This is a genomic window from Aeromonas sp. 600886 (assembly GCF_049174935.1).
GTDB classification, from domain to species: domain Bacteria; phylum Pseudomonadota; class Gammaproteobacteria; order Enterobacterales; family Aeromonadaceae; genus Aeromonas; species Aeromonas veronii_A.
The window spans coordinates 89,438-112,310 of the sequence record NZ_JAAKUB010000009.1 but is presented as its reverse complement, the minus strand read 5'-3'; the positions used below and the strand labels follow the sequence as shown (position 1 = coordinate 112,310).

The following is a 22,873-nucleotide window of genomic DNA, read 5'->3' as shown; positions in this document are numbered from 1 at the left end:
TCTATTGGAGGGGGCCTTGGGGCTCGTTATGATATTGCCCATCCGTCCCTCCTCCATCACAGATAAATCATGAGTGAAAGCAAGGCGTTATATCGGGTTCAGTTTATTTGCCACAACGAGCGCTATGAGGTTTATGTGCGCCAGGTGAATCAGGGCCAACTGTTTGGATTTATCGAGATCGCCGATTTTGTCTGGGACAACCACACGGCGCTTATCGTCGATCCCAGCCATGAAAAGCTCAAGAGCGAATTTGCCGATGTGCGTCACACCCTTATCCCCATGCATCAGGTGTTACGCATCGATCAGGTGAAAAAGCAGGGGGCTGCCCGCATTACGGATCTGGGTAGCAACGTCGCCTCCTTCCCCAGTCCCATTTATACCAAGCGTCCCTGATCCCTCATTGCCGTGGATGTTTCGCCGTGGCGAAACATCCATCTCTTCTCGCTGTCACCTGGCTCATGGCTCGACCAGCTCGCGACCCAGATGCAGGATCCGCTGGCGGAACCAGTGGCGGGCCGAGCCATCACCGGCCGGGCCATACCAGACCAGACTGTGACTCACCTTGCCGTAATCGAACGGTGCCGGACGCAGCTCCAGATCCGGCTGGCTGGCGATGCATGCCGCCCAGCCACCGATGGCGGTGAGGATCAGATCGGTCTGGGGCAGCAGGGCAGCTGCGCTGGCAAAATCGGGCAGGGTGGCGCCAATCTGGCGACGCACCTGTTGCTGGGCAAGGCTCTGCTCGAAGAAGGGGTTGGCCAGCTCCTGATCCCGGATGGCGATATGGCGCCAGCTCAGGTAGGCATCGAGATCCCAGGGCTTGGCCAGCGCCGGGTGGTCTTTGCGCAGCAGACAGACCAGTTTCTCTTCCCGCAGGGTCTCCCACACCAGCCCGGGCTGGCGCGGTAACGGTTGGCTCTGGTCATGGGGCAGGATCACGAAGTCGAGTTTGCCCGCTGCCAGCGCCTCCAGCCCTTGTTCATCCTTGTTCCAGATCTCCGGCACCATGCCCGGGACTTCTTTCATCAGCTGACCCAGAATGGGGCCCACCGGCCAGGTCATCACGCTCTCGCGCAATCCCAGCCGCAAGCAGCCCTGCCACTGCTGGGGGTTGAAGGCATTCTGGCGAGTGAGGCCGTTCAGCTCCCCCAACAACCGGTGCAGGGTGGGAGCCAGTCGCTCGGCCATGGGGGTGAGCAGCAGCTGGTTGCCCTGGCGGTAGAGCAGTTGATCCCCCAGCAGACCCCGCAGCTGGTTGAGGGTCTTGCTAACGGTGGAAGGCGTGGTGCATAGCCGCTCGGCGGTGCGGGTGACGCTCTGGTTGTCGAGCAGCAGATGCAGGGTGACCAGATGGCGACCTCCCAGCCGAGAGAGTGCGATCAGATCCATAAGTACTCCACAAGCGAAGGGAAGAGACAAGACAAAAAAGCCCCGCCAAAGCGGGGCTAGTGCGGATTAGCCCTTGAGCACCGCGGCCATGGCGTCGGCTACGTAGTCGACGTTGCGACTGTTGAGGCCCGCCACGCACATGCGACCGGATCGCACCAGATAGACGGCGAACTCCTCGCGCAGCCTGTCCACCTGCTCCGGGGTGAAGCCGGTGTAGCTGAACATGCCGCGCTGGTTGATGAAGTAGCTGAAGTCGCGGCCCGGCACCTTGGCGCTCAGCACCTCGAACAGCTTCTGGCGCATGGCCTTGATGCGGGTGCGCATCTCGGTCACTTCGTCGACCCACATGGCGTGCAGCTCGGGCTGGCTCATCACAGCCGCGGTGATCTGGCCACCGTGGGTGGGCGGGCTGGAGTAGTTGCGACGCACGGTGGCCTTCATCTGACCCAGTACGCGGCTGGCTTCTTCGGCATCCTTGCAGATGACCGACAGGCCGCCGCACCGCTCGCCGTAGAAGGAGAGGTTCTTGGAAAACGAGTTGCTGACGAAGAAGCTGACCCCTGCGGCCACCATGGCGCGAATGGCGTAGGCATCCTCTTCCAGTCCGTCACCGAAACCCTGATAGGCGATATCCATAAAGGGGATCAGGTTCTTCTCGACCACCAGCGCGATCACCCGATCCCACTGGGCGCGGGAGAGATCCACCCCGGTCGGGTTGTGGCAGCAGGGGTGCAGCAGCACGATGCTCTTGGCCGGCAGAGTGCTCAGGCAGTCGACCATCGCATCGAACTGCACGCCGCCGGTGGCCGCATCGTAGTAGGGGTAGTCGTGCACCTTGATGCCAGCTCCCTCGAACATCGCCTTGTGGTTGTCCCAAGTGGGATTGCTGACCCACACCTCGGAGGTCGGGAAGTAGCGCTTGAGCAGATCGGCGCCGATCTTCAGCGCGCCGGAGCCGCCGATGGTCTGGATGGTGGCGATACGTCCCGCCTTGACCGCTTCATGGTCGGCACCAAACAGCAGGTGTTGCACTGCGGTGCGGTAGTTGGCGGCGCCTTCCATCGGCTGGTAGGGGCGCGGGGCAGGGGCGGCGGCGGCGGCGCGCTGGGCTTCGGCCTGCTGTACCGAGGCCAGCAGCGGAATGCGGCCCTGCTCGTCGTAATAGAGGCCGATCCCCAGGTTCACCTTCTGCTCGCGGGTGTCTTTGTGGAAGGTCTCGACCAGGGTCAGGATAGGGTCGCCAGCATAGGCATCGACGTGTTCAAACATGGGGGATCCTTGAAATTGACTGTCCAGTAAAACCGGCGGTCAGCCGGGCTGGACATCATGGCGCAAAGCTGGCGGTGGCTCAAGCCCGAAAGGGACGGGGGCTGGCGGGCAGACGCCACACAGCCGTAAACGGAATGATGCGGGGTCGCCCGCAGCCTCATTCACCGGTCCTACTTCAGATAGGATCGCAATACCCGCACTACTTGATCCAGATCTTCCAGCCGCTCGGCCGGGGTCGCCTCTTCGGCACCCAGATGCTCACGCATGTGCCCTTCCAGCACCTCCAGCATCAGGCCGTTGACGGCACCGCGAATGGCCGCGATCTGCTGCAAAATGGCGGCGCAGTCGCTCTCCTGCTCCAGCGCGTGCTCCAGCGCACCGGCCTGTCCCTTGATGCGACGTACCCGTGCCAGCAGCTTCTTTTTACCGTGAATGGTGTGTGACATGCAGGATCCTCTCGATCAATAAAACTATACTGGGGTATAGTATATTGCATTGTCGTCCTCAGGAGAAATCCATGTCATCCCTTGCCTCATCCCACTGCCACCAACCCGTCGTCCACGAAGGGAATCCGCTGGCCGAACAGAAGACTCGCTGGGCCGTGCTGCTGACCGTCATCATGATGGTGGCGGAGATCGGCGGCGGCTGGTTCTACAACTCCATGGCGCTGCTGGCCGATGGCTGGCACATGAGTTCCCACGCGCTGGCGCTCGGCCTCTCGGTGCTGGCCTACCGCGCCGCCCGCCACTTTGCCCGCGACCACAGATTCAGCTTCGGCACCTGGAAGATCGAGGTGCTGGGTGGCTTCACCAGTGCTCTCCTGCTGGTGGGGGTGGCCGGGCTGATGCTGTTCGAGTCGGTGTTCAGGCTGCTCGATCCCAGCCCGATCCACTATCAACAGGCGATCGCCATCGCGCTGGTGGGGCTGCTGGTGAATCTGGCCTGTGCCTGGCTGCTCAAGGATGATCACGGCCATCATCACCACGGCCATGGGCATGACCACCATCATGGGCATCACGACCACGATCATCATGACCATGACGCTCACCACGGCCATCAGGATCTCAACCTGCGCGCCGCCTATATCCACGTGCTTGCTGATGCGGCCACATCCGTGCTGGCGATCCTGGCACTGGTGGGGGGTATGCTGTGGGGGGCCGACTGGCTGGATCCCCTGATGGGCATAGTGGGGGCCGTACTGGTGGCGGTGTGGGCCTGGGGTCTGCTGCGTGACTCCGGTCGGGTGCTGCTGGATGCCGAGATGGATACCCCGTTGGTGGGTGAGATCCGTGAGGTGATTGCCGACCTGCCGGATGCCGAGATCCGCGATCTGCACGTCTGGCGGGTGGGCCAGCAGCAGTATGCCTGCGTGCTCTCCCTGCTGATGGCGGCACCTGTCTCCGCCAGCGAGATCCGCGCGCGGTTGGCGATACATGAAGAGCTGGTTCATGTGACCATAGAGATAGCCACTCCATAGCCAGATTTATGGCTGTCTATGCCAGATAGCGTGCAACTTGCACTCTGCAACACGAGTAAATCGAAGCGGTTGTTTCTGGGGAGGCCTGTGGCAGGCACGTGCTGACTATATGCCTGGTACAAGCCTCACCGGGGCTAGGGGTGAGATGTGACGGTTTGAGTTAACGTTCGAAGAAGCGATAGAGGTGTTCTACCTGCATCGGGCAGTCAGCTACCAGATGCACATGATCGCGGGCCTGCTCGACCGTATCGAAACTGACCGGGCAGCCTAGGGTATCGGTCAGCTCGTAGAGGGCGCCATCATTGCCTCTGAATTCGATGATCCAGCCGGGGATGGCCACGTCGTGGAGTATTTCGGCCTCTTGCAGGATCTGTTGTTGATAGAGCTTGCGAAGTTCACTGACTGTCATGATGCTCTCCTGTGAAGGGGGATTCAGCTCCAGTCTATGCCTCTCTTTGTGCGGACGGCAACCGGATCATCCCCGCAGGACCTCCCAGGCCCAGCGGATACGGATAAAGGTCTCGGCATTACCACCCCGATCCGGATGGTGCTGCAATGCCAGCTCCCGCCAGCGGCGGCGGATCGCCTCCTGACTCGCCCCCTCATTCAACCCCAACAGGGCCAGCGCCTCGGCTTTGTGCCCCTCACCGTCATAAGCGCGCCAGAAGCGGTTGAGCAGGGCTTCAACTTCGGCACGGTCGGTCTGCCAGAACACCTGCCAGTCGAGATAGTAGCTACGCAGATTTTCGCCAAGGGCAAAGCCGTGGTTGGCCTCCTGATTCCCGGCCAGCGGTTCGAGCCGGATATCCAGGGTGCTGATTACCAGCCACCATCCCTCTTGCCAGAGCTCGGCCTGCAACTGGTAGAGGGCGTTCATGATCAGGAAGTTGACCCGAAACAGCTGCAACTGCTCGTCGTCGGCCAGCCGGGGGATCGCCCCCTGCTGGCGCAGAGCAGCCATCAGTTCATGCACCTTGTAGCTACCCGCTGCCTGCTGCAATAGCACCAGCAGCGGGGCGACCAGCGGATTGTGGTTGGCTTCGCTCATTCAGTACCCTGCTCTCTGGGCGGTTGCAGGGCGATCAGCAGCTCACCCGCCTGCGGGGTGACGGGGCCGGTAACGATCTGGGGCTTGCCCTTGCCATCCATGATGAACAGCGGGATGGCGCCGGGATTGGCGGTCTGATACTGGGCCCAGTCGAACGTCTCGCTCAGGCGGGTCGCCTTGATCTGGCCGCCCCGGCTCAGCAGGCTGCTCAGCTTGGCATAGTTGATGTCGGGGCCGAACAGGTTCTGGCGAGCGCGAAAGGTGGCGCTCTCCCGGTTGGCCTTGCCGTGCTGCTCGCTGGATCGCAGGGAGTAGACCTGCTCCTCGCCGTAGAGGTGGGCAAAGTGCAGCACCCCGAGGGCGTTGTTGTGGCGGTTGGGGGAGAGTGCCAGCACGGTACTGATGCTGGTAAGCGGCAGGTGCAGCTCGGCATGTTCCGACTGGGGGTTGCCGAAGTAGCAGGGGAGGTTGCTCATCCGCGCCTGTTTGCAGAACTCCCAGGCGGGATCGCAGAGCTGTACCGGCACCCCCTGATCCGCCAGCGCCCGGCCTATGGCCCGCGCCACCGAGTTGGCCCCTATGATGAGCCAGGTGTTGGGGGCGCTCTGGCGCATCTTGAGCAGGCTGGCCAGCGGCGCCGAGGTGAGGCTCTGCAACACCACGGTGGAGATGATCACCGCAAATACCAGCGGTACCAGCTTGTCGGCATCGGGGATCTCGGCCTGATGCAGGCTGATGGCAAACGAGGCACTGACTGCCGCCGCGACTATGCCGCGAGGGGCGATCCAGCTTAGCAGGGTGCGAGCTCGCCAGGAGAGATCCGAGCCCCAGGTCGAGACCAGAATACAGAGCGGGCGCGCCACAAACTGCACCACGCAGAGCAGCGCCAGCACCATGGGGCCGAGCTGCCAGAGCTGTGCCAGATCGAGGCGCGCCGCCAGCAGGATAAACAGGCTGGAGATAAGGATGACAGCGAGATCCTCCTTGAACGCCAGCACCTCTTCCAGATCCAGCCCCTCCTGATTGGCGAGCCAGATGCCGAACACGGTCACCGCCAGCAGGCCCGATTCGTGGCTGAGCCAGTTGGAGAGGCTGAAGGTGACCAGCACCAGCGCCAGCACGCCGAACTTGTGCAGGCTGACCGGTAGCCAGTCCTTGCGAATGAGCAGGGTAGTGAGCCAGCCTGTCGCCACCCCGATCAGGGAACCGACCAGCACTGTCTTGCCCAGCGCCAGCAGGGTATGGCTGATGAGATCCCCCTGACTGCCGAGGCGCACCGCCTCGAACACCAGCACCGCAAACAGGGCACCGATAGGGTCGATGACGATCCCCTCCCAGCGCAGGATGCGGTCCACCTCCCGGGTGGGGCGGATCACGTTGAGCATGGGGGCGATCACCGTCGGGCCCGTTACCACCAGTACCGCGCCGAGCATGGTGGCGACCCGCCAGTCCAGCCCCAGCAGGAAGTAACCGGCGCTGCCGATGACGGCGAAACTGACCAGCATGCCGGTGGAGCAGAGATTGCGCACCACCTTGCCGATCCCCTTGAGCTCGGCCAGATGGAGGGTCAGTGCCCCCTCGAACAGGATGATGGCCACCGACAGGGAGACCAGCGGAAACAGCAGATCCCCGAGCAGGGCATCGGGGTCGAGCAGGCCGCTGACCGGGCCCAGAGTCAGGCCGGTGAGCAGCAGAAACAGGATGGCGGGTACCCGCAGCGACCAGGCAAGCCATTGGGCCAGCACGGAGACCAGGGCGATCCCGGCCAGAGAGAGGGCAATCATGCAGACCTCGATTCAGGCAGTGAGTATGGAGCTAGTGTAGTGGCTAAGTTGGTCAGATTGACACCTGAAGGAGCGTGCATCATGGCCGGGATGGGGAGATGTGCGACAGTCGGCGTCATGGTGGCTGGCGGTGGTGTGCAGGGCGCCAGCCAGACGCCAACCGTGGTGATGGGGTGGCCTTGGGGCTGGATTAGATGGGGCTCTCCTTGTGGAGCTCGCCGACACAGTCGGCCAGCGCCAGTACCAGTGCGGAGCGCACCATCTGATCGAGCCGGTTGAGCTGCATCTGGTAGAAGGCCCAATCCTCTTCGCTGGCGGGGGGCTCCAGCTTCATCATGCCGCCCTGATTGACCCCGTGCAGGCGGTCGAGCAGATCGCGGATCGGCTTGTCGCTGAAGCGGTAATCCTTGGGGTCGCGCACCAGAAAGTCGCGGATCTTGATATAGGCTTCGATATCCTGATAGCGCTCGAGGGAGATGAGGCCGAGGGCGAAGATGAGCTTGAGGCGCACCTCCAGCTGGCCGAGGGGTCCGCTCTGGTTGAGCAGGGGTTCGATGGCGTATTTGACGGCATACTCCTCCTGACGGAACGCGCGTCGCATCAGGGAGTCGACCGCCTCTTCCAGGATGGTCACGGCTTCGAGAAAGAAGCCGCGGGGGCCATCCTGCTCATTCAGTCGTTCCAGTACTTCATCTTCCTGGTGTGTGGTCATAGGTGCATTGGGTCCAGCTGACAGGGAGAGAGTGGGCCTCTCTCCCGGTTTTTATCATATGGGGCACATTCCCTTGCCATTCAAGCGCTTGGCGCGCTATCAGTGGTGGCTGAATGCGCCGCAAGCAGGGTCATTACAGGGTTTCGTAACGGGCGACGATGGCGCGAACCACCTCGCTCTCTTCATCCAGTCCGGTAACGCGGGCCAGTGCTTTGGCCGGGCCAAGCTCCGCCAGCAGGGCTTGCAACTCCACTGCCTGCGGGTCATCGGCATTGCGATAGTGGAGCGCCGCGGCGATCCCTTCCTGCAACTGATCGCTCGGCAGGCCGTACTCCAGGGTGCCCAGCAGCGGCTTCACCAGTCGATCCCCCGCCGCCAGCTTGCGCAGTGGCTGACGACCGACCCGGTCAATCTCGTCCACCAGATAGGGGTTGGCGAAGCGGGCCAGGATCTTCTCGATGTAGGCGGCGTGCAGACGCGGGTCGAAGCCGTAGCGTTTCACCAGCACGGCACCGCTCTCCTCCATGGCGCGGCGTACCTTGCTGCGGATCACCGGATCTTCGATCGCCTCGCGCACTGTGTGGTAGCCCCGCAGCTTGCCGAGGTAGGCGGTGACGATGTGGCCGGTGTTGAGGGTGAACAGCTTGCGCTCGACGAAGGCCATCAGGTTGTCGGTGGGCTCCATGCCCGCCACCTGTGGCAGCTCCCCCTTGAACTGGGTCTGGTCGACGATCCACTCGCTGAAGCTCTCGACCGTCACTTCCAGCGGATCATCGTTGGCAGCCGCGGCGGGCGGTACGATGCGATCCACCGCCGAGTCGACGAAGCCGATACAGGATTCGAGCGTGGCATGATACGCGACCGGCAGGTACTTGAGTACCTCCCGCTTGAGGTGGCTGGTACCGCGCACCATGTTTTCACAGGCGATGACGTTCAGCGGTGTCAGGTTGCCGGCATCGAAGCGGGCCTGCAGCCCCTTGGCCAGGGTACTGGCAATCTTGTCCAGAATGTTGGGGCCGACCGCGGTGGTGACCAGATCGGCAGTGATGATACGGGCGATCACCTCGTGACCGGCGGAGCTCACCGCCGCCACGTTGCGCACCACGTCCAGCTTCTGATCTGCCCCCACCACATGGACCTTGTACTCCTGACGGTGGTTGAGCTGGTCGATCAGGGTGTCGTTTACGTCGGCGAAGGTGACCTGATGGCTGGCATCCGCCAGCACTTTGCCGATAAAGCCGCGACCGATGTTACCAGCACCAAAATGCAATGTTTTCATGATATTAACCTCTTGAACCAAAGACGATGAAAGATGATTACGCAGCCTGTTCGGCACCCAGCAGATCCAGGAAGGCCTGTGGATCCGTGGTGCTGGCCAGCCGGTCGATGAGACCGGGTTCATCCAGTGCATTGGTCAGGCGGGTTATCACCTGCATGTGTTCGTCGTTGCGGGCAGCGATGCCGATCACCAGCCGCGCTACCTCATCGGCAGCCTCGCCAAAGGCGACCCCGGCCGGGTACTGGCAGATGACGATGCCGGTACGCTTCACAAACTCCTTGGCGGCGATGGTGCCGTGAGGCACGGCGATGGATTCGCCGAGGTAGGTGGAGACCAGCTGTTCACGCTCCAGCATGGCGTTGACGTAGTCGGGCGCCACGTAGCCGCGCTCTGCCAGCAGTCGGCCTGCGGTCAGGATGGCGGCCTCCTTGTTGTCCGCTTTCAGTCCCAGATGCACGTCATGACGGCTCAGGGTAAAGACTTCGGCGGCCTGCGGCTCGTAGCTGTCGTCGTTGGCCGCTACCAGCAGTTGCGGGTTGGCGACGTCATCGTTGGCGGCGCGGCTCAGGCTCTGTACCAGCTCCTGATAGAGGCCGTTGTCGAGGAAGTTGGTCAGGGAAATATGGTGAGCGTTCGGCGCATGGCGACGAGCCCGCTCGGTCAAATCCTTGTGGGTGATGACCCAGTCCACCTGATCGTCGAGCTGATCGATGGCGCGGTTGGTGACGCTGATATCGAGCCCGGCGGCTTGCACCCGCTTGCGCAGCATGCCGGCGCCCATGGCGCTGGAGCCCATGCCCGCATCGCAGGCGACCACGATATTGCGTACCGCCATCAGTTCGCCGCCCGGCTTTTTGGCCGCTGCGGTTTCGGGCTTGCCACCCTTCATGGCTTTCATCTTGCGAGTGGCTTCACCGAGGGCATCGGCCTCGTCAGCTTCCGGCTGCTGGGCGCGAACGAACACGGCGGCGACCAGGAAAGAGACCAGAGTGGCGCTGATGATGGAGAGGGCGACCCCGATCAAGGAGGCTTTCGGTGTCATCAACAACACGGCGAAGATGGAACCCGGTGAGGCAGGGGAGACCAGACCGGCGTTGAACAGGGTCAGGGTAAAGACCCCGGTCATGCCACCGGCGATCACCGCCAGAATGAGGCGCGGGTTCATCAGCACGTACGGGAAGTAGATCTCGTGGATGCCGCCGAAGAAGTGAATGATGGAGGCGCCAGCCGCGGACTGCTTGGCCGCACCACGACCAAACACCATGTAGGCCAGCAGCACGCCCATGCCCGGGCCCGGGTTCGCTTCAATCAGGAAGAAGATGGAGCTGCCGTGCTCGGTCGCCTGCTGGATCCCCAGCGGTGAGAAGATGCCGTGGTTGATAGCGTTGTTGAGGAACAGGATCTTGGCCGGTTCAACGAAGATGGAGGTGAGCGGCAGCATGTGGTTATCCACCAGGAAGCCGACGCCACCGGCCAGCACACCGGAGAGCACCTTGACGAAGGGGCCAATCACGAAGAAGGCGAGGATTGCCAGCAGCATGCCGATAAGACCGGCGGAGAAGTTGTTGACCAGCATCTCGAAGCCGCTTTTGACGCGACCGTCCATCGCCTTGTCGAAGCGCTTGATGGCCCAGCCACCGAGCGGGCCGACCATCATGGCGCCCATGAACATGGGGATATCGGTCCCCACGATGACACCCATGGTGGTGATGGCACCAACCACGCCGCCGCGCTCACCGCCCATCAGCTTGCCGCCGGTGTAGCCAATCAGAAGCGGCAGCAGGTAGGTGATCATGGGGCCGACCAGCTTGGCCAAGGTTTCATTGGGCAGCCAGCCGGTGGGGATGAAGAGGGCGGTGATAAAGCCCCAGGCGATAAAGGCGCCTATGTTGGGCATGACCATATTGGACAGGAAGCGTCCAAAATTCTGTATCTTGACTTTGGTATCCGGTGATAACATGTCGGGACCCCGTTTTAAGCCTGTTTGATTAAAAGTGGTAGTCGGGATGGCCGGTTTTGCCGAACCGCCATCCCGGTCGTCTAAGCAACTTCAATCTACCAGCTTGATATCAAATTAGGCTGAAAACGGGGTGTCTTGTGATCCACCTCTCAGATACCCAGCGATACCCCCTCCATAACCAGTGACCCTGATCACATTCGAGAGCTGTAATTCGGCTACATTTCGATCTTTTCTGTTTTGCATGGTCATTTTTTGTGATTTAAATCACTAAAGTTACTTTGTGGCCCCCTTGTGGAATGGTGATTAGCGTCACAAATTCGATTTTTGTATTCGAATGGGGCAAATTACTCAGTCACTCATCAGCGGGTGGTGACGATGGATCTATCGAAACACTCCATTGCTTATCAATGAATCAATAAATTTGTAACCCGCTTTCAGTTTTTACGGTCGGCGGACGGGACTCTTTTGAGGCTAATTGATGGGAATGGGCGCCAACATGCAGAATGTTATCGAGCGGCAGATGTTCGGGGCGCTTGCTTGCCGCGCAGGGCTGATAGCAGATAAAAACAAACCGCCAGCAGGCGGTTTGTCGGTTTTTGCGATCTGAGCCCTGTCGGGGCTGCGGCTCAGTAGAAGCCGGCATCCTCGGGAGAGGGGCGGGTCTTGAAGCGGCGATGGAGCCACATGTACTGCTCCGGCGCCTTGCGCACGGCGGCTTCAATCTCGCGGTTGGCGCGGGCGGCATCAACCGTGTCATCCCCGCTGGGGTAGTCGGCAAGGGGCGCGCCGATATGCAGGGTGTAACCCTCGCTGGTGCGGATGTTGTAGCAGGGCAGGGTAACGGTGTTCTTCACCCGCGCCAGGGTGGCTGTGCCGGTGATGGTGGCGGCCTGCTCCACCGCGAAGTAGGGCACGAACACGCTGGCGTGGCTGCCGTAGTCGTGATCCGGTGCATACCAGAGGGCGTCACCGTTGCGCAGCGCCTTGATCATCCCCTTCACATCCATCCGGTCCACCAGATATTTGTTGGAGGCGCAGCGACCGTGATACTGGGCATACTCCAGCACCGGATTGGTGTTGGGGCGATAGACCCCCACCCCGGGCCGTACCAGCCCGAAACAGCGGGCGTTGAGTTCAAGCGTCAGGAAGTGGCAGGAGAGCAGCAGCATGCCCTGTCCCTTCTCCATGGCTGCGATAACGTGCTCTTCCCCTTCCACCTTCATCAGGTTGCGCATCCGCCAGTCTGGCCAGAACCAGGCGATCCCCACCTCGAACACGGCGCAGCCCACGCTCTCGAAGTTTGCCTTAAGCAGTTTCTCCCGCTCATCCCGGGTCAGCTCGGGCATGGCCAGCTCCAGATTGCGACGGGCAATCTTGACCCGGGACTTCAATATCCTGGCGGCGAGGCGACCGAGCTGACGGCCCAGCCACATCTGGCTGCGCCACGGCAGCAGGGTCAGCAGCCAGAGCAGGCCGAGGCCGAACCAGCTGGCCCAGTAACGGGGATGAAACAGGCGGGGCTTGAGGCGGGGAGCGTTGTCGTGGGCCATGGCTAATCTCTTGTTCGCAAACACAATCGGGGGATTCTAGCCGAAAAGGGGGGGCGGGGGCGAATGGCTGTGTGCTGGTCAGAGGGGTAGCCTGCGTCCGGTTAGCGTGACAGCGGCGGCAACTGCGGTCGGCTTTTTCTACACCGGATAAAAGAGTGTGATAAAATCCCCCGCTGATTTTTCAGGTTTTGAGAGTCGATACAGATGAAGATCACCCTGCCCGATTTTGAAAAAGCCCGCGTTCTGGTCGTTGGCGATGTCATGTTGGACCGTTACTGGCATGGCCCTACCGGTCGGATCTCCCCCGAGGCGCCGGTGCCCGTGGTCAAGGTTGAACACATTGAGGAGCGTCCCGGTGGCGCGGCCAACGTGGCCCTCAACTCCGCCGCCCTTGGCGCTCACGCCGTGCTGCTTGGCCTGACCGGTCAGGACGAGGCAGCCGATGCCTTGGCTGGCCAGATGGCTGGCGTCAAGGTGGCCTGTGATTTCGTTCGTCTGGCCGACTTCCCGACTATCACCAAGCTGCGGGTGCTGTCCCGCAACCAGCAGCTGCTGCGTCTGGACTTTGAAGAGCCCTTCCACTCCGTCGATGCCACCCTGCTGATGAGCAAGGTCGAGCAGGCGCTGCCGAATAGCGACGTGATGATCCTCTCCGACTACGGCAAGGGTGCTCTCAACGACGTGCCCGGCATGATCCAGCGCGCCCGAGCCGCCGGTATTCCGGTGCTGGTCGACCCCAAGGGTACCGACTTCGAGAAGTATCGCGGCGCCACCCTGCTGACCCCCAACATGTCCGAATTCGAAGCCGTGGTGGGCAAGGTGAAGAGCGAAGAGGAGCTGGTCGCCAAGGGGCTGGATCTGGTCAAACGCTTCGAGCTGGATGCTCTGCTGGTCACCCGTTCCGAGAACGGCATGACCCTGATCCGCGAAGGTCAGCCGGAGCTGCATCTGCCGGCTCAGGCTCACGAGGTTTATGATGTGACCGGTGCCGGTGATACCGTCATATCCACTCTGGCTACCTCGCTGGCGGCAGGCAAGAGCCTGGACGAAGCCTGTGCGCTGGCCAATACCGCAGCCGGTATCGTGGTCGGCAAGCTGGGTACCTCTACCGTCAGCCCGGTCGAGTTGGCCAATGCCCTCTACACCGAGCAGGAGACCGGCTTCGGCGTCATGTCCGAAGCCCAGCTGAAAGTGGCGGTTCGTGCCGCCCGTCTGCGCGGCGAGAAGGTAGTGATGACCAACGGTTGCTTCGACATCCTGCATGCCGGCCATGTCTCCTATCTGGCCAACGCCGGCAAGCTGGGGGATCGCCTGATCGTGGCGGTCAACACCGACGAGTCGGTTCGCCGTCTGAAAGGGCCGGGTCGTCCGGTCAACCCGACCGAGCGCCGTATGGCCGTACTGGCTGCGCTGGGCGCGGTGGACTGGGTTGTGCCCTTCTCCGAGGATACCCCGCAGCGTCTGATCGCCGAGATCCTGCCGGATCTGCTGGTCAAGGGCGGCGACTACAAGCCGGAAGATATCGCCGGTTACGCCGAAGTGACTGCCAACGGCGGTGAGGTGCGCGTCCTCAACTTCGAGGATGGCTGCTCCACCACCGACATCATCAAGACGATCCGCGAGCGCGGCTAACGTTCTGCTAGCCCCGCAATCTGGCGGGGCTCACTATCGGCGGTAGCAAACCGGCAGAAATACGGATAACAAAAAGGCGACCTTGCGGTCGCCTTTTTCATGTCCGATAGCGGCTATCAGCCTTTGGCTTTTGCCGTGGCAGGCATCAGACCCTGGTTCACTTCCACCAGATCCTGCGCTTCCAGAATACCGGCAGCCTGTTTCAGGCTCAGGATATTGAGAATGTAGTTGTAACGGGCTTCGGAGAGCTTCTGCTTGGCCTCGTACAGCTTGCGAGTAGAGTCCAGCACGTCGACGATGGTACGGGTACCCACTTCGTAACCGGCTTCGGTTGCCTTCAGGGCGCTGTCGGCGGAGACCACAGACTGGCTGTAGGCACGTACCGAGCCGATGCTGGCGTTCACGTTGTTGTAGGAGGAGCGCACTGTGCTCTGCACCGAGCGGAAGTTCTTCTCCAGCAGTTCACTGGCCGCAACGTAGTTGTATTGAGCCTGCTTCACCTTGGAGCTGGTGGCGCCACCACTGTAGATGGGCAGTTTGAAGGTCAGACCGATATTGGCCTGATTGTCATTGCCGCCGCTCTGAATACTATCCAGTTTGTAATCGGTATTGCTGGTTTGCAGTCCGGCACCCAGATCCAGAGTCGGCTCATGGCCGGTTTTGGCCAGATCGATCTGCTCCTTGGCAATGTCCTTGCTGATGCGGGCACTGTGCAGTTGCAGGTTCTTGTCCAGCGCCAGCTCCAGCCACTTGTCGGAGCCGAAGGCGGTCTTCTGCGGGCTGAAACGATCGGTGTTCAGCACGTCCAGATTGCGGTGATCGATACCGGTCAGCTCGCGCAGGGTCTCGTAGCTGTTGTCCAGAGAGTTTTCGGCATTGATCTCGTCAGCCAGCGCCTGGTCGCGGGAGGCTTCAGCTTCATGGACGTCGGTGATGGCGGTCAGGCCCACTTCGAAACGCTGCTGGGTTTGCTCCAGCTGACGCTCTACCGCAACCTTGTTGGCACGGACGAACTCCAGGGTATCCATCGCCTTGAGCACATCAAAGTAGGCTTTGGCGGTGCGCACCATCAGGTTCTGGATTTCGAGGTTGTAGGCGACATCAGACTGGGTGGCCTGCTTCTCGCTGATATCCAGATTGACCCAGTTACTGCGACGATAGAGGGATTGCGACAGCGTCACCTCACCCTTGGCGTTGGTATTGCTCTGGGTGTCGTTCTTGTTTTGCAGATAATTGAGCCCGGCACCCAGATCGATCTGGGGCAGCAGAGGGGCTCGGGATTCGTTGATCTTCTCGAAGGCTTGGTCGCGAACGGCTTTGGACTGCAGCAACTGCGGGTCTTTCAGCTGGGCTTGTTGATAGATATCGAGCAGGTTTTCGGCGTGGGCACCGGCACTGACGCCCAGCAACACCATGACGGACAAAAGTGTTCTTTTCATAGATCGTTTTAACCTTATGTAGTAACCCAAACTGGTTGCTGGAGAGGCAAATATTGTCACCGACCAAGCTTGATTGCAGCTTAATCACTCTACTATAAGCAAAATTTAATGCTAAGAGTCTCAGGTCCGGTGACGGGAACGTCAAGAACCGGACGCAGTTTTCTCCCCGCGCGCCTAGCCAAATGGTCTGTGGCTGCTAAAATCCACCCCTCATTACCATGGCACGCCGAGTGAATGAACGTTCATTCATGTTCCTCGGATTTTATGGTCAAACTGATACAAGTCAAGCTGACGGGAGCCCCGGATGTCGCAGCAACCCTTGCCGCAAGATCGGCATTACGCCGCCGATGATGTGAAAATCATTGAAAAATCAGCTGGATATAACGGCTTCTTCAAGGTGAATGTCTATCGTTTGCAGCATCGGTTATTTGCGGGCGGCTGGAACCAGCCCATCGTGCGCGAGCTGTTCGAGCGGGGCCATGCCGCCGCGTTGCTTCCCTACGATCCGGTGCGCGACCAGATAGTGCTGGTGGAGCAGTTCCGTATCGGCGCCATGGAGACCAGCCCGACCCCCTGGCTGCTGGAGCTGGTGGCCGGCATCATTGACGAAGGAGAGACCGCCGAGGCGGTGGTGCGTCGCGAAGCGGTGGAAGAGGCCGGTATCGAGGTGGCCCGCTGCGAGCATGCCATCAGCTATCTGGTGAGCCCAGGCGGCAGCACCGAGCGGATCGAGGTCTTTGTGGGCGAGGTGGATGCCAGCAAGGCCGAGGGACTGCACGGTCTGGCTGATGAGGGCGAAGATATCCGGGTGCACGTGGTGAGCCGCGAACAGGCCTATGCCTGGCTCAAAGAGGGGCGCATCGACAATGCGGCCTCGGTCATCGCCCTGCAGTGGCTGGCCCTCAACCATGGCGAGCTGCGTGCCCGCTGGCTGGCGGATTGCTGAGGTGGCGCTGACCCTGCAACAGAGCAGGCGCTATGTGCCTGATCTGATGTCCTTGCAGCGTACCTGCGAGGTCAACTACATGGCATTGATGAAACTGCTGCCGCCTGATGGGGAAGTCGGCGCCGAGCGCCGCTATCGGGTCGGCAACGATCTGCAGTTCCAGCTCACCATCATTGGTGAGAGTCGCTTCACCAATCAGGTGATCCTGAGCCAGCACAACCCCGAATTGCCCGAATATTTACAAGCTCAGATAGAGATTCGTTTGTATCATGATGTGCGAATGGCGGAAGTGTGTGCAGCGCAACAGATTTCCCGTTTGCAACCACGTTATGATTATCCCAATAAAAAGATGCACCAGCGGGACGAAAAGGAGCAGGTAAATCTGTTTCTGGCCGAATGGCTAAAATTTTGTCTCAGACATGGTACCAGCCCGATCAATATCTCCAGTTGAACAAATAAAAAGAAGCGTGATTTTGGAAACAGAGCTCCCCCAGGCGCAGGACGGCAGTGTGCGCCTGTTGCAAATTACCGACACCCACCTCTTCGCGAGTGCCGAAGGGCGGCTGTTGGCTGTGCGCACCGCAGAGAGTCTGGCCGCCGTGCTGGAACAGGTGCAGGCCAATGAACACCCCTACGAGGTGATTCTGGCGACCGGCGATCTGTCGCAGGATCACAGCCCGGAATCCTATCAGCGTTTCGCCTCCATGATGGCGCCCCTGGGCCGCCCCATCTACTGGCTGCCCGGCAATCACGATGACAGCCCGCTGATGACCGAATATCTCCATGCCGCCGGGATCAGCGAATCCAAGCAGCTGGTGGGCGACCACTGGCAGGTGATCCTGCTCGACACTCAGGTGCGCGGCAAACCCCACGGCATGATTGGCGATCACCAGCTGGCCGCCCTCGACCGCGCCCTGCGCCAATATCCTGATCGCCACGCTCTTATCACCCTGCACCATCAGGCGGTGCCGGTGGGTTGCGCCTGGCTGGATCAGCACAATCTCAAGAATGCCGACGATCTGTTTGCCGTGCTGGCCCGTCATCCGCAGCAGAAGACCATCCTGTTCGGCCACGTCCATCAGGAGTTTGACGAGGTGCACCGCGGGGTGCGGCTGATTGCCAGCCCATCGACTTGCATCCAGTTCAAACCGCTCTCTGATGGCTTCGCGCTGGATGAATCCGGCCCGGGCTGGCGCTATCTCACCCTCTATCCGGATGGGCGGGTGGCCAGCGAGGTGTGGCGCTTGCCGGTGGGGCAGTTTGTGCCCGACCCCAACGCCACCGGTTATTGAGGAGAGCATTGCATGAAGTCGGTTCTCCTTTATCTGCACGGTTTCAACTCCTCACCGGGCTCCGCCAAGGCGCAGCAGATGGCTGCCTGGGTGGCCGCCAACCGGCCCGACATCGAGGTGATCATTCCGGCCCAGCCCAACACCCCGGCGGCGGCCTGGGCGGCTATCGAGCAGACCATCGCTGATCTGCAGGGTCGTTATGGTAGTGAATTCAAGCTCGGCGCCGTGGGTAGTTCCCTCGGCGGCTTTATGGCGACCCGGGTGAGCGAGCAGTACGGCTGCCGCGCGGCGCTGATCAATCCGGCGGTGTGCCCGCACGAGCTGCTCTGTGACTACCTTGGCCCCCAGACCAATCCCTATACCGGGGAGCAGTACGAACTGCGGCCTGAACATATGGATGAGCTGCGGGCACTGGCGGTACCGGTGGCGGCGCCGGAGCGACTCTGGATCCTGCAACAGCAGGGAGATGAGGTGCTCGACTATCGCAAGGCGCTGGATGAATACCGCTTTGCCCGCCTCTCGCTGGAGTGCGGCGGCAACCACGCCTTTGTCGCGTTCGAGCGCTACCCCGCCCAGATCATCCGTTTCCTCGGGTTATAGTCAGGTTTGAGTCAATAAGGGCGGTCTCGCCCTGCTTGTTCTTCTCCAGATCAAGCTTTCGGTGCGGGGAGTTTGTTCTACCCCCGCCTAGCAGTTAAGATTCCCTCCAAACGTCAATTCGCAAGGCCCTCCATGTCTACTCAATACAATGCGGATGCCATTGAGGTCCTCAATGGCCTTGAACCGGTGCGTCGCCGCCCCGGCATGTATACCGACACCACCCGGCCCAACCACCTCGGCCAGGAGGTCATCGACAACAGCGTCGATGAAGCGCTGGCAGGTCACGCCCGCAATCTGGAGGTGATCCTGCATGAAGACCAGTCCCTCGAAGTGATCGACGACGGCCGCGGCATGCCGGTCGATATCCACCCGGAAGAGGGGGTCAGCGGGGTGGAGCTGATCCTCTGCAAGCTGCACGCGGGCGGCAAATTCTCCAACAAGAACTACCAGTTTTCCGGCGGTCTGCACGGGGTGGGTATTTCGGTCGTAAACGCCCTCTCCGATCGGGTCGAGGTGACGGTACGTCGCGACGGTCAGGTCTATGACATCGCCTTCGAGCGCGGCGAGAAGGTGCAGGAGCTGACCATCACCGGCACCTGCGGCCGCCGCAACACCGGCACCCGGGTGCGCTTCTGGCCGCAGGCGAGCTACTTCGATTCACCCAAGTTCTCGGTCACCAAGCTGGAGCACCTGCTCAAAGCCAAGGCCGTGCTCTGCCCCGGCCTCACCATCAAGTTCCTCGACAAGAACACCGGCATCAAGCTGGAGTGGTGCTACGAAGATGGCCTCAAGGATTATCTGGTCGACGCGGTCAAGCAGTTCACCTGCCTGCCGGAGCAGCCTTTTATCGGCTCGTTCAGCTCCGAACAATCGGCGGTGGACTGGGCGCTCTGCTGGTTGCCGGAAGGGGGCGAATGCCTCGCCGAATCCTATGTAAACCTCATTCCCACCGCGCAGGGCGGTACTCACGTCAACGGCCTGCGTCAGGGCCTGCTCGACGCCATGCGCGAGTTCTGCGAGTTCCGCAACCTGTTGCCGCGCGGGGTCAAGCTGACACCGGAAGATATCTGGGATCGCTGCGCCTACATCCTCTCCATCAAGATGCAGGATCCGCAGTTTGCCGGTCAGACCAAAGAGCGCCTCTCCTCCCGCCAGAGCTCGGCGTTTGTCTCCGGCGTGGTGAAGGATGCCTTCAGCCTCTATCTGAACAGCAACACCGAGCTGGCGGAGCAGATCGCCGAGATCTGTATCTCCAGCGCCCAGCGCCGGATGCGCGCCGCCAAGACGGTGGTGCGCAAGAAGATTACCCAGGGCCCGGCGCTGCCCGGCAAGTTGACTGACTGTAACTGCGCCGACCCCATGCAGGGGGAGCTGTTCCTGGTGGAGGGTGACTCCGCGGGCGGCAGTGCCAAGCAGGCGCGGGATCGCGAGTTTCAGGCCATCATGCCGCTGCGCGGCAAGATCCTGAACACCTGGGAGGTGGAGGCTGGTCAGGTGCTCGCCTCACAGGAAGTGCACGATATCTCGGTCGCCATCGGGCTCGACCCCGACTCCGAGGATCTCAGCGGCCTGCGCTACGGCAAGGTGTGCATCCTCGCGGATGCGGACTCGGACGGTCTGCACATCGCCACCCTGCTCTGCGCCCTGTTCGTGAAGCACTTCCGCACGCTGGTGGAGAAAGGCCACGTCTATGTCGCCATGCCGCCGCTTTACCGGATCGATATCGGTAAAGAGGTCTACTACGCCCTCGACGAGGACGAGAAGAACGGCGTGCTGCAGCGGGTCGAAGCCGAGAAGAAGAAGGGCAAGGTGATGGTGACCCGATTCAAGGGCTTGGGCGAGATGAACCCGAAACAGCTGCGGGAAACCACCATGGATCCCAACACCCGCCGTCTGGTGCAGCTCACCATGGAGCCGGCAGGGGAGAGCGAAGGGGATGCGGCTGACGAGACCCTGCAGCTGATGGACATGCTGCTGGCCAAGAAGCGGGCGAGCGATCGCCGCGAATGGCTGGAAGAGAAGGGCAACCTCGCCATCATCTAAGCCGTCGGCTGGCCCGCACTGGGCCAGCAAGCATTTAGCCGGAGTCGCCCTGTGGCGGCTCCCGAACCGAAAGAGAAAATCACATGAGTGATGCTATCGAGCTCAGTCTGGACGGGGTAGAGCGCCAGCCAATGCGCACCTTTACCGAACAGGCTTACTTGAACTACTCCATGTACGTCATCATGGATCGGGCCTTGCCGCATATCGGCGACGGCCTCAAACCGGTGCAGCGGCGCATCATCTACGCCATGAGCGAGCTGGGTCTGTCGGCCCTCTCCAAGCACAAGAAGTCTGCCCGTACCGTGGGTGATGTGCTGGGTAAGTACCACCCCCACGGCGACAGCGCCTGTTATGAAGCCATGGTGCTGATGGCCCAGCCCTTCTCCTACCGCTACCCGCTGGTGGATGGTCAGGGTAACTGGGGTGCGCCGGACGATCCCAAATCCTTCGCCGCCATGCGTTATACCGAGGCGCGCCTGTCGCGCTTCTCCGAGCTGCTGCTCTCCGAATTGGGCCAGGGCACGGTGGAGTGGACGCCGAACTTTGACGGCACCATGAAGGAGCCGGTGGTGCTGCCTGCCCGCCTGCCGCACATCCTGCTCAACGGGGTGACCGGTATCGCGGTGGGCATGGCGACCGACATCCCGCCCCACAACGCGCGGGAAGTGGCCTACGCCTGTGCCGAGCTGCTCGACAACCCCAATGCGGGGCTGGATGTGTTGATGCAGCACATTCAGGGGCCGGACTACCCGACCAACGCCGAGATCATCACGCCGCGCGACGATATCCGCAAAATCTACGAGACCGGCAAGGGCTCCATCAAGCAGCGGGCAGTCTGGAGCGAGGAGGATGGCGACATCGTCATTACCGCGCTGCCCCATCAGGCCTCCGGCGCCAAGATCATGGAGCAGATCGCGGCCCAGATGGTGGCGAAAAAGCTGCCGATGGTCACCGATCTGCGGGATGAATCGGACCACGAGAACCCGACCCGTCTGGTGATCGTGCCGCGCTCCAACCGGGTGGATGTGGAGGGGCTGATGGCCCACCTGTTCGCCACCACGGATCTGGAGAAGAACTACCGGGTCAACCTCAACATCCTCGGCCTCGACAACCGGCCGCAGGTGAAGTGCCTCAAGACCATCCTCAGCGAGTGGATCCAGTTCCGCCGCGAGACAGTGCGTCGCCGTCTGCAGTTCCGCCTCGACAAGGTGCTGGCTCGCCTGCACATCCTCGAAGGCTTGCTGATCGCCTATCTCAACATCGACGAGGTGATCGAGATCATCCGCACCGAGGATGAGCCGGGCAAGGTGATGGTGGAGCGCTTCAACATTACCGAGACCCAGGCCGAAGCGATCCTCGAGCTTAAACTGCGCCATCTGGCCAAGCTCGAAGAGTTCAAGCTGCGTGCCGAACAGAACGAACTGGCCGAAGAGCGCGACAAGCTGGAGCTTATTCTGGGCTCCGAGCGCCGCCTCAACACCCTGCTCAAGAAAGAGCTGCTGGCCGATGCCGAGAAGTACGGCGACGATCGCCGCACCCCGCTGGTGGAGCGTGCCACCGCCGTGGCGCTGACCGAGAAAGAGCTGGTGCCGAGCGAACCGGTCACCGTCATCCTCTCCGACAAGGGGTGGGTGCGCGCCGCCAAGGGGCACGATGTGGATGTCGAGGGGCTCTCCTACAAGGCGGGGGACAGCTATCTGGCCCACGCCTGTGGCCGCAGCAACCAGCAGGCGGTGTTCCTCTCCACGTTGGGGAGAACCTACGCCCTCGAATCTCACACCTTGCCATCGGCGCGCAGTCAGGGCGAACCGCTCACCGGCCGCTTTGCGCTGGGGGCTGGGGAAGAGGTGCGCCATCTGGTGATGGGCAACGAGGGCGAGCCGTATCTGATCGCCAGCGACGCCGGTTACGGCTTTGTCTGCACCTATGACGACCTGATCGGTAAGAACAAGAACGGCAAGGCGCTGCTCACCGTGCCGGAAGGGGGGCAGGTGATGGCACCCCAGAAGATCGGCTCGCCGGAGACCGATCTCTGCATGGCCATCTCCAACGAGGGGCGCATGCTGCTGTTCCCGATGAACACCCTGCCGGTGCTCGGCAAGGGCAAGGGTAACAAGCTGATCAGCATTCCGTCGGCTCGGGTCAAGGCGCGGGAGGAGTTTGTGGTGATGGCCGCCGTGATCCCGCAGGGCCAGTCGGTCACCCTGTTTGCCGGCAAGCGCAAGCTCACCCTCAAACCCTCGGATCTCGACTACTACCGCGGCGAGCGCGGCCGCCGTGGCGCCAAGCTGCCCCGCGGTTTGCAGCGCGTCGATCGCATCGAGATTGAACCCGCCGCCGGTGCCGAACAGGTAGCTGGGGAAAATCAGGAAGGGTAATTAATATAGAAGGGCGCGAAAGCGCCCTTCTTATATTCAATAATGTTTATTATATTGCAGTCGTTATACTCCCTT

At 61.4% G+C, this 22,873-nt stretch carries 20 protein-coding genes; 9 read left to right on the top strand and 11 right to left on the bottom strand.

The features are described 5' to 3' along the window. Positions 1-69 precede the first annotated feature (69 nt). Positions 70-393, top strand: a complete 324-nt coding sequence (locus G5179_RS09415) for a DUF1820 family protein (protein WP_216952118.1) — start codon at positions 70-72, stop codon at positions 391-393. Between the two features lie 63 nt (positions 394-456). Here G5179_RS09415 and G5179_RS09410 read toward each other — a convergent pair whose 3' ends face one another. The 3 genes from G5179_RS09410 to G5179_RS09400 form a co-directional block, all read right to left on the bottom strand. Then, entirely contained in the window at positions 457-1,389 is a 933-nt protein-coding gene (locus tag G5179_RS09410) for a LysR family transcriptional regulator (protein ID WP_421258255.1), read from the bottom strand. A gap of 66 nt (positions 1,390-1,455) precedes the next feature. Beyond that, a complete protein-coding gene (locus tag G5179_RS09405; RefSeq protein ID WP_421258254.1) occupies positions 1,456-2,658 on the bottom strand; it encodes an aromatic amino acid transaminase in 1,203 nt (400 codons plus the stop codon). 170 nt (positions 2,659-2,828) lie between these two features. Continuing rightward, complete coding sequence (locus G5179_RS09400; RefSeq protein WP_005343089.1) at positions 2,829-3,104, bottom strand: metal/formaldehyde-sensitive transcriptional repressor; 276 nt, start codon at positions 3,102-3,104, stop codon at positions 2,829-2,831. A gap of 71 nt (positions 3,105-3,175) precedes the next feature. Here G5179_RS09400 and dmeF point away from each other — a divergent pair, with 71 nt between their 5' ends. Then, entirely contained in the window at positions 3,176-4,135 is a 960-nt protein-coding gene (gene dmeF / locus G5179_RS09395) for a CDF family Co(II)/Ni(II) efflux transporter DmeF (RefSeq protein WP_421258253.1), read from the top strand. Between the two features lie 160 nt (positions 4,136-4,295). Here the strand turns inward: dmeF and G5179_RS09390 are convergent, their stop codons facing one another. The 7 genes from G5179_RS09390 to lpxL form a co-directional block, all read right to left on the bottom strand. Next, positions 4,296-4,544: a hypothetical protein gene (locus G5179_RS09390; RefSeq protein ID WP_005343091.1), complete on the bottom strand. Its 249-nt coding sequence runs from the start codon at positions 4,542-4,544 to the stop codon at positions 4,296-4,298. A gap of 66 nt (positions 4,545-4,610) precedes the next feature. Further along, on the bottom strand, positions 4,611-5,183 hold the full coding sequence (locus G5179_RS09385) for a DNA-J related domain-containing protein (RefSeq protein WP_421258252.1): 573 nt from the start codon (positions 5,181-5,183) through the stop codon (positions 4,611-4,613). After that, a complete protein-coding gene (locus G5179_RS09380) occupies positions 5,180-6,967 on the bottom strand; it encodes a cation:proton antiporter (protein ID WP_421258251.1) in 1,788 nt (595 codons plus the stop codon). Before G5179_RS09380 ends, G5179_RS09385 begins: the two co-directional genes overlap by 4 nt. Positions 6,968-7,157: 190 nt before the next feature. Further along, positions 7,158-7,679, bottom strand: a complete 522-nt coding sequence (locus tag G5179_RS09375; protein WP_005335907.1) for an MltR family transcriptional regulator — start codon at positions 7,677-7,679, stop codon at positions 7,158-7,160. Positions 7,680-7,812: 133 nt separating this feature from the next. Next, positions 7,813-8,958 carry a mannitol-1-phosphate 5-dehydrogenase gene (locus G5179_RS09370; protein ID WP_005335906.1) on the bottom strand — a complete coding sequence of 382 codons (1,146 nt, stop codon included), beginning with the start codon at positions 8,956-8,958 and terminating at the stop codon, positions 7,813-7,815. Positions 8,959-8,995: 37 nt separating this feature from the next. Beyond that, a complete protein-coding gene (locus G5179_RS09365; protein ID WP_124243201.1) occupies positions 8,996-10,918 on the bottom strand; it encodes a PTS mannitol transporter subunit IICBA in 1,923 nt (640 codons plus the stop codon). Between the two features lie 626 nt (positions 10,919-11,544). Beyond that, complete coding sequence (gene lpxL, locus G5179_RS09360; protein ID WP_421258250.1) at positions 11,545-12,468, bottom strand: LpxL/LpxP family Kdo(2)-lipid IV(A) lauroyl/palmitoleoyl acyltransferase; 924 nt, start codon at positions 12,466-12,468, stop codon at positions 11,545-11,547. A gap of 204 nt (positions 12,469-12,672) precedes the next feature. Here lpxL and hldE point away from each other — a divergent pair, with 204 nt between their 5' ends. Further along, positions 12,673-14,100, top strand: coding sequence for a bifunctional D-glycero-beta-D-manno-heptose-7-phosphate kinase/D-glycero-beta-D-manno-heptose 1-phosphate adenylyltransferase HldE (hldE, locus tag G5179_RS09355; protein ID WP_058058377.1), 1,428 nt, complete (start codon positions 12,673-12,675; stop codon positions 14,098-14,100). Positions 14,101-14,216: 116 nt separating this feature from the next. On the opposite strand, the gene tolC is transcribed toward hldE, so the two are convergent. Beyond that, positions 14,217-15,539 carry an outer membrane channel protein TolC gene (tolC, locus tag G5179_RS09350; RefSeq protein WP_266135321.1) on the bottom strand — a complete coding sequence of 441 codons (1,323 nt, stop codon included), beginning with the start codon at positions 15,537-15,539 and terminating at the stop codon, positions 14,217-14,219. 304 nt (positions 15,540-15,843) lie between these two features. Here tolC and nudF point away from each other — a divergent pair, with 304 nt between their 5' ends. The 6 genes from nudF (at position 15,844) to parC (ending at position 22,798) form a co-directional block, all read left to right on the top strand. Further along, on the top strand, positions 15,844-16,485 hold the full coding sequence (gene nudF / locus G5179_RS09345) for an ADP-ribose diphosphatase (RefSeq protein WP_421258249.1): 642 nt from the start codon (positions 15,844-15,846) through the stop codon (positions 16,483-16,485). Next, a complete protein-coding gene (locus tag G5179_RS09340) occupies positions 16,448-16,936 on the top strand; it encodes a DUF1249 domain-containing protein (RefSeq protein ID WP_234917839.1) in 489 nt (162 codons plus the stop codon). Before nudF ends, G5179_RS09340 begins: the two co-directional genes overlap by 38 nt. A gap of 22 nt (positions 16,937-16,958) precedes the next feature. Then, complete coding sequence (gene cpdA, locus G5179_RS09335; protein ID WP_041202814.1) at positions 16,959-17,777, top strand: 3',5'-cyclic-AMP phosphodiesterase; 819 nt, start codon at positions 16,959-16,961, stop codon at positions 17,775-17,777. 12 nt (positions 17,778-17,789) lie between these two features. Further along, the gene (locus G5179_RS09330; RefSeq protein WP_421258248.1) at positions 17,790-18,377 is read left to right on the top strand and encodes a YqiA/YcfP family alpha/beta fold hydrolase; all 588 of its coding nucleotides are present in this window, start codon (positions 17,790-17,792) and stop codon (positions 18,375-18,377) included. A 132-nt stretch (positions 18,378-18,509) separates the two neighbouring features. Further along, complete coding sequence (gene parE, locus G5179_RS09325) at positions 18,510-20,420, top strand: DNA topoisomerase IV subunit B (RefSeq protein ID WP_005335894.1); 1,911 nt, start codon at positions 18,510-18,512, stop codon at positions 20,418-20,420. Positions 20,421-20,503: 83 nt separating this feature from the next. Continuing rightward, positions 20,504-22,798, top strand: coding sequence for a DNA topoisomerase IV subunit A (gene parC / locus G5179_RS09320; RefSeq protein WP_421258247.1), 2,295 nt, complete (start codon positions 20,504-20,506; stop codon positions 22,796-22,798). Positions 22,799-22,873: the final 75 nt, after the last annotated feature.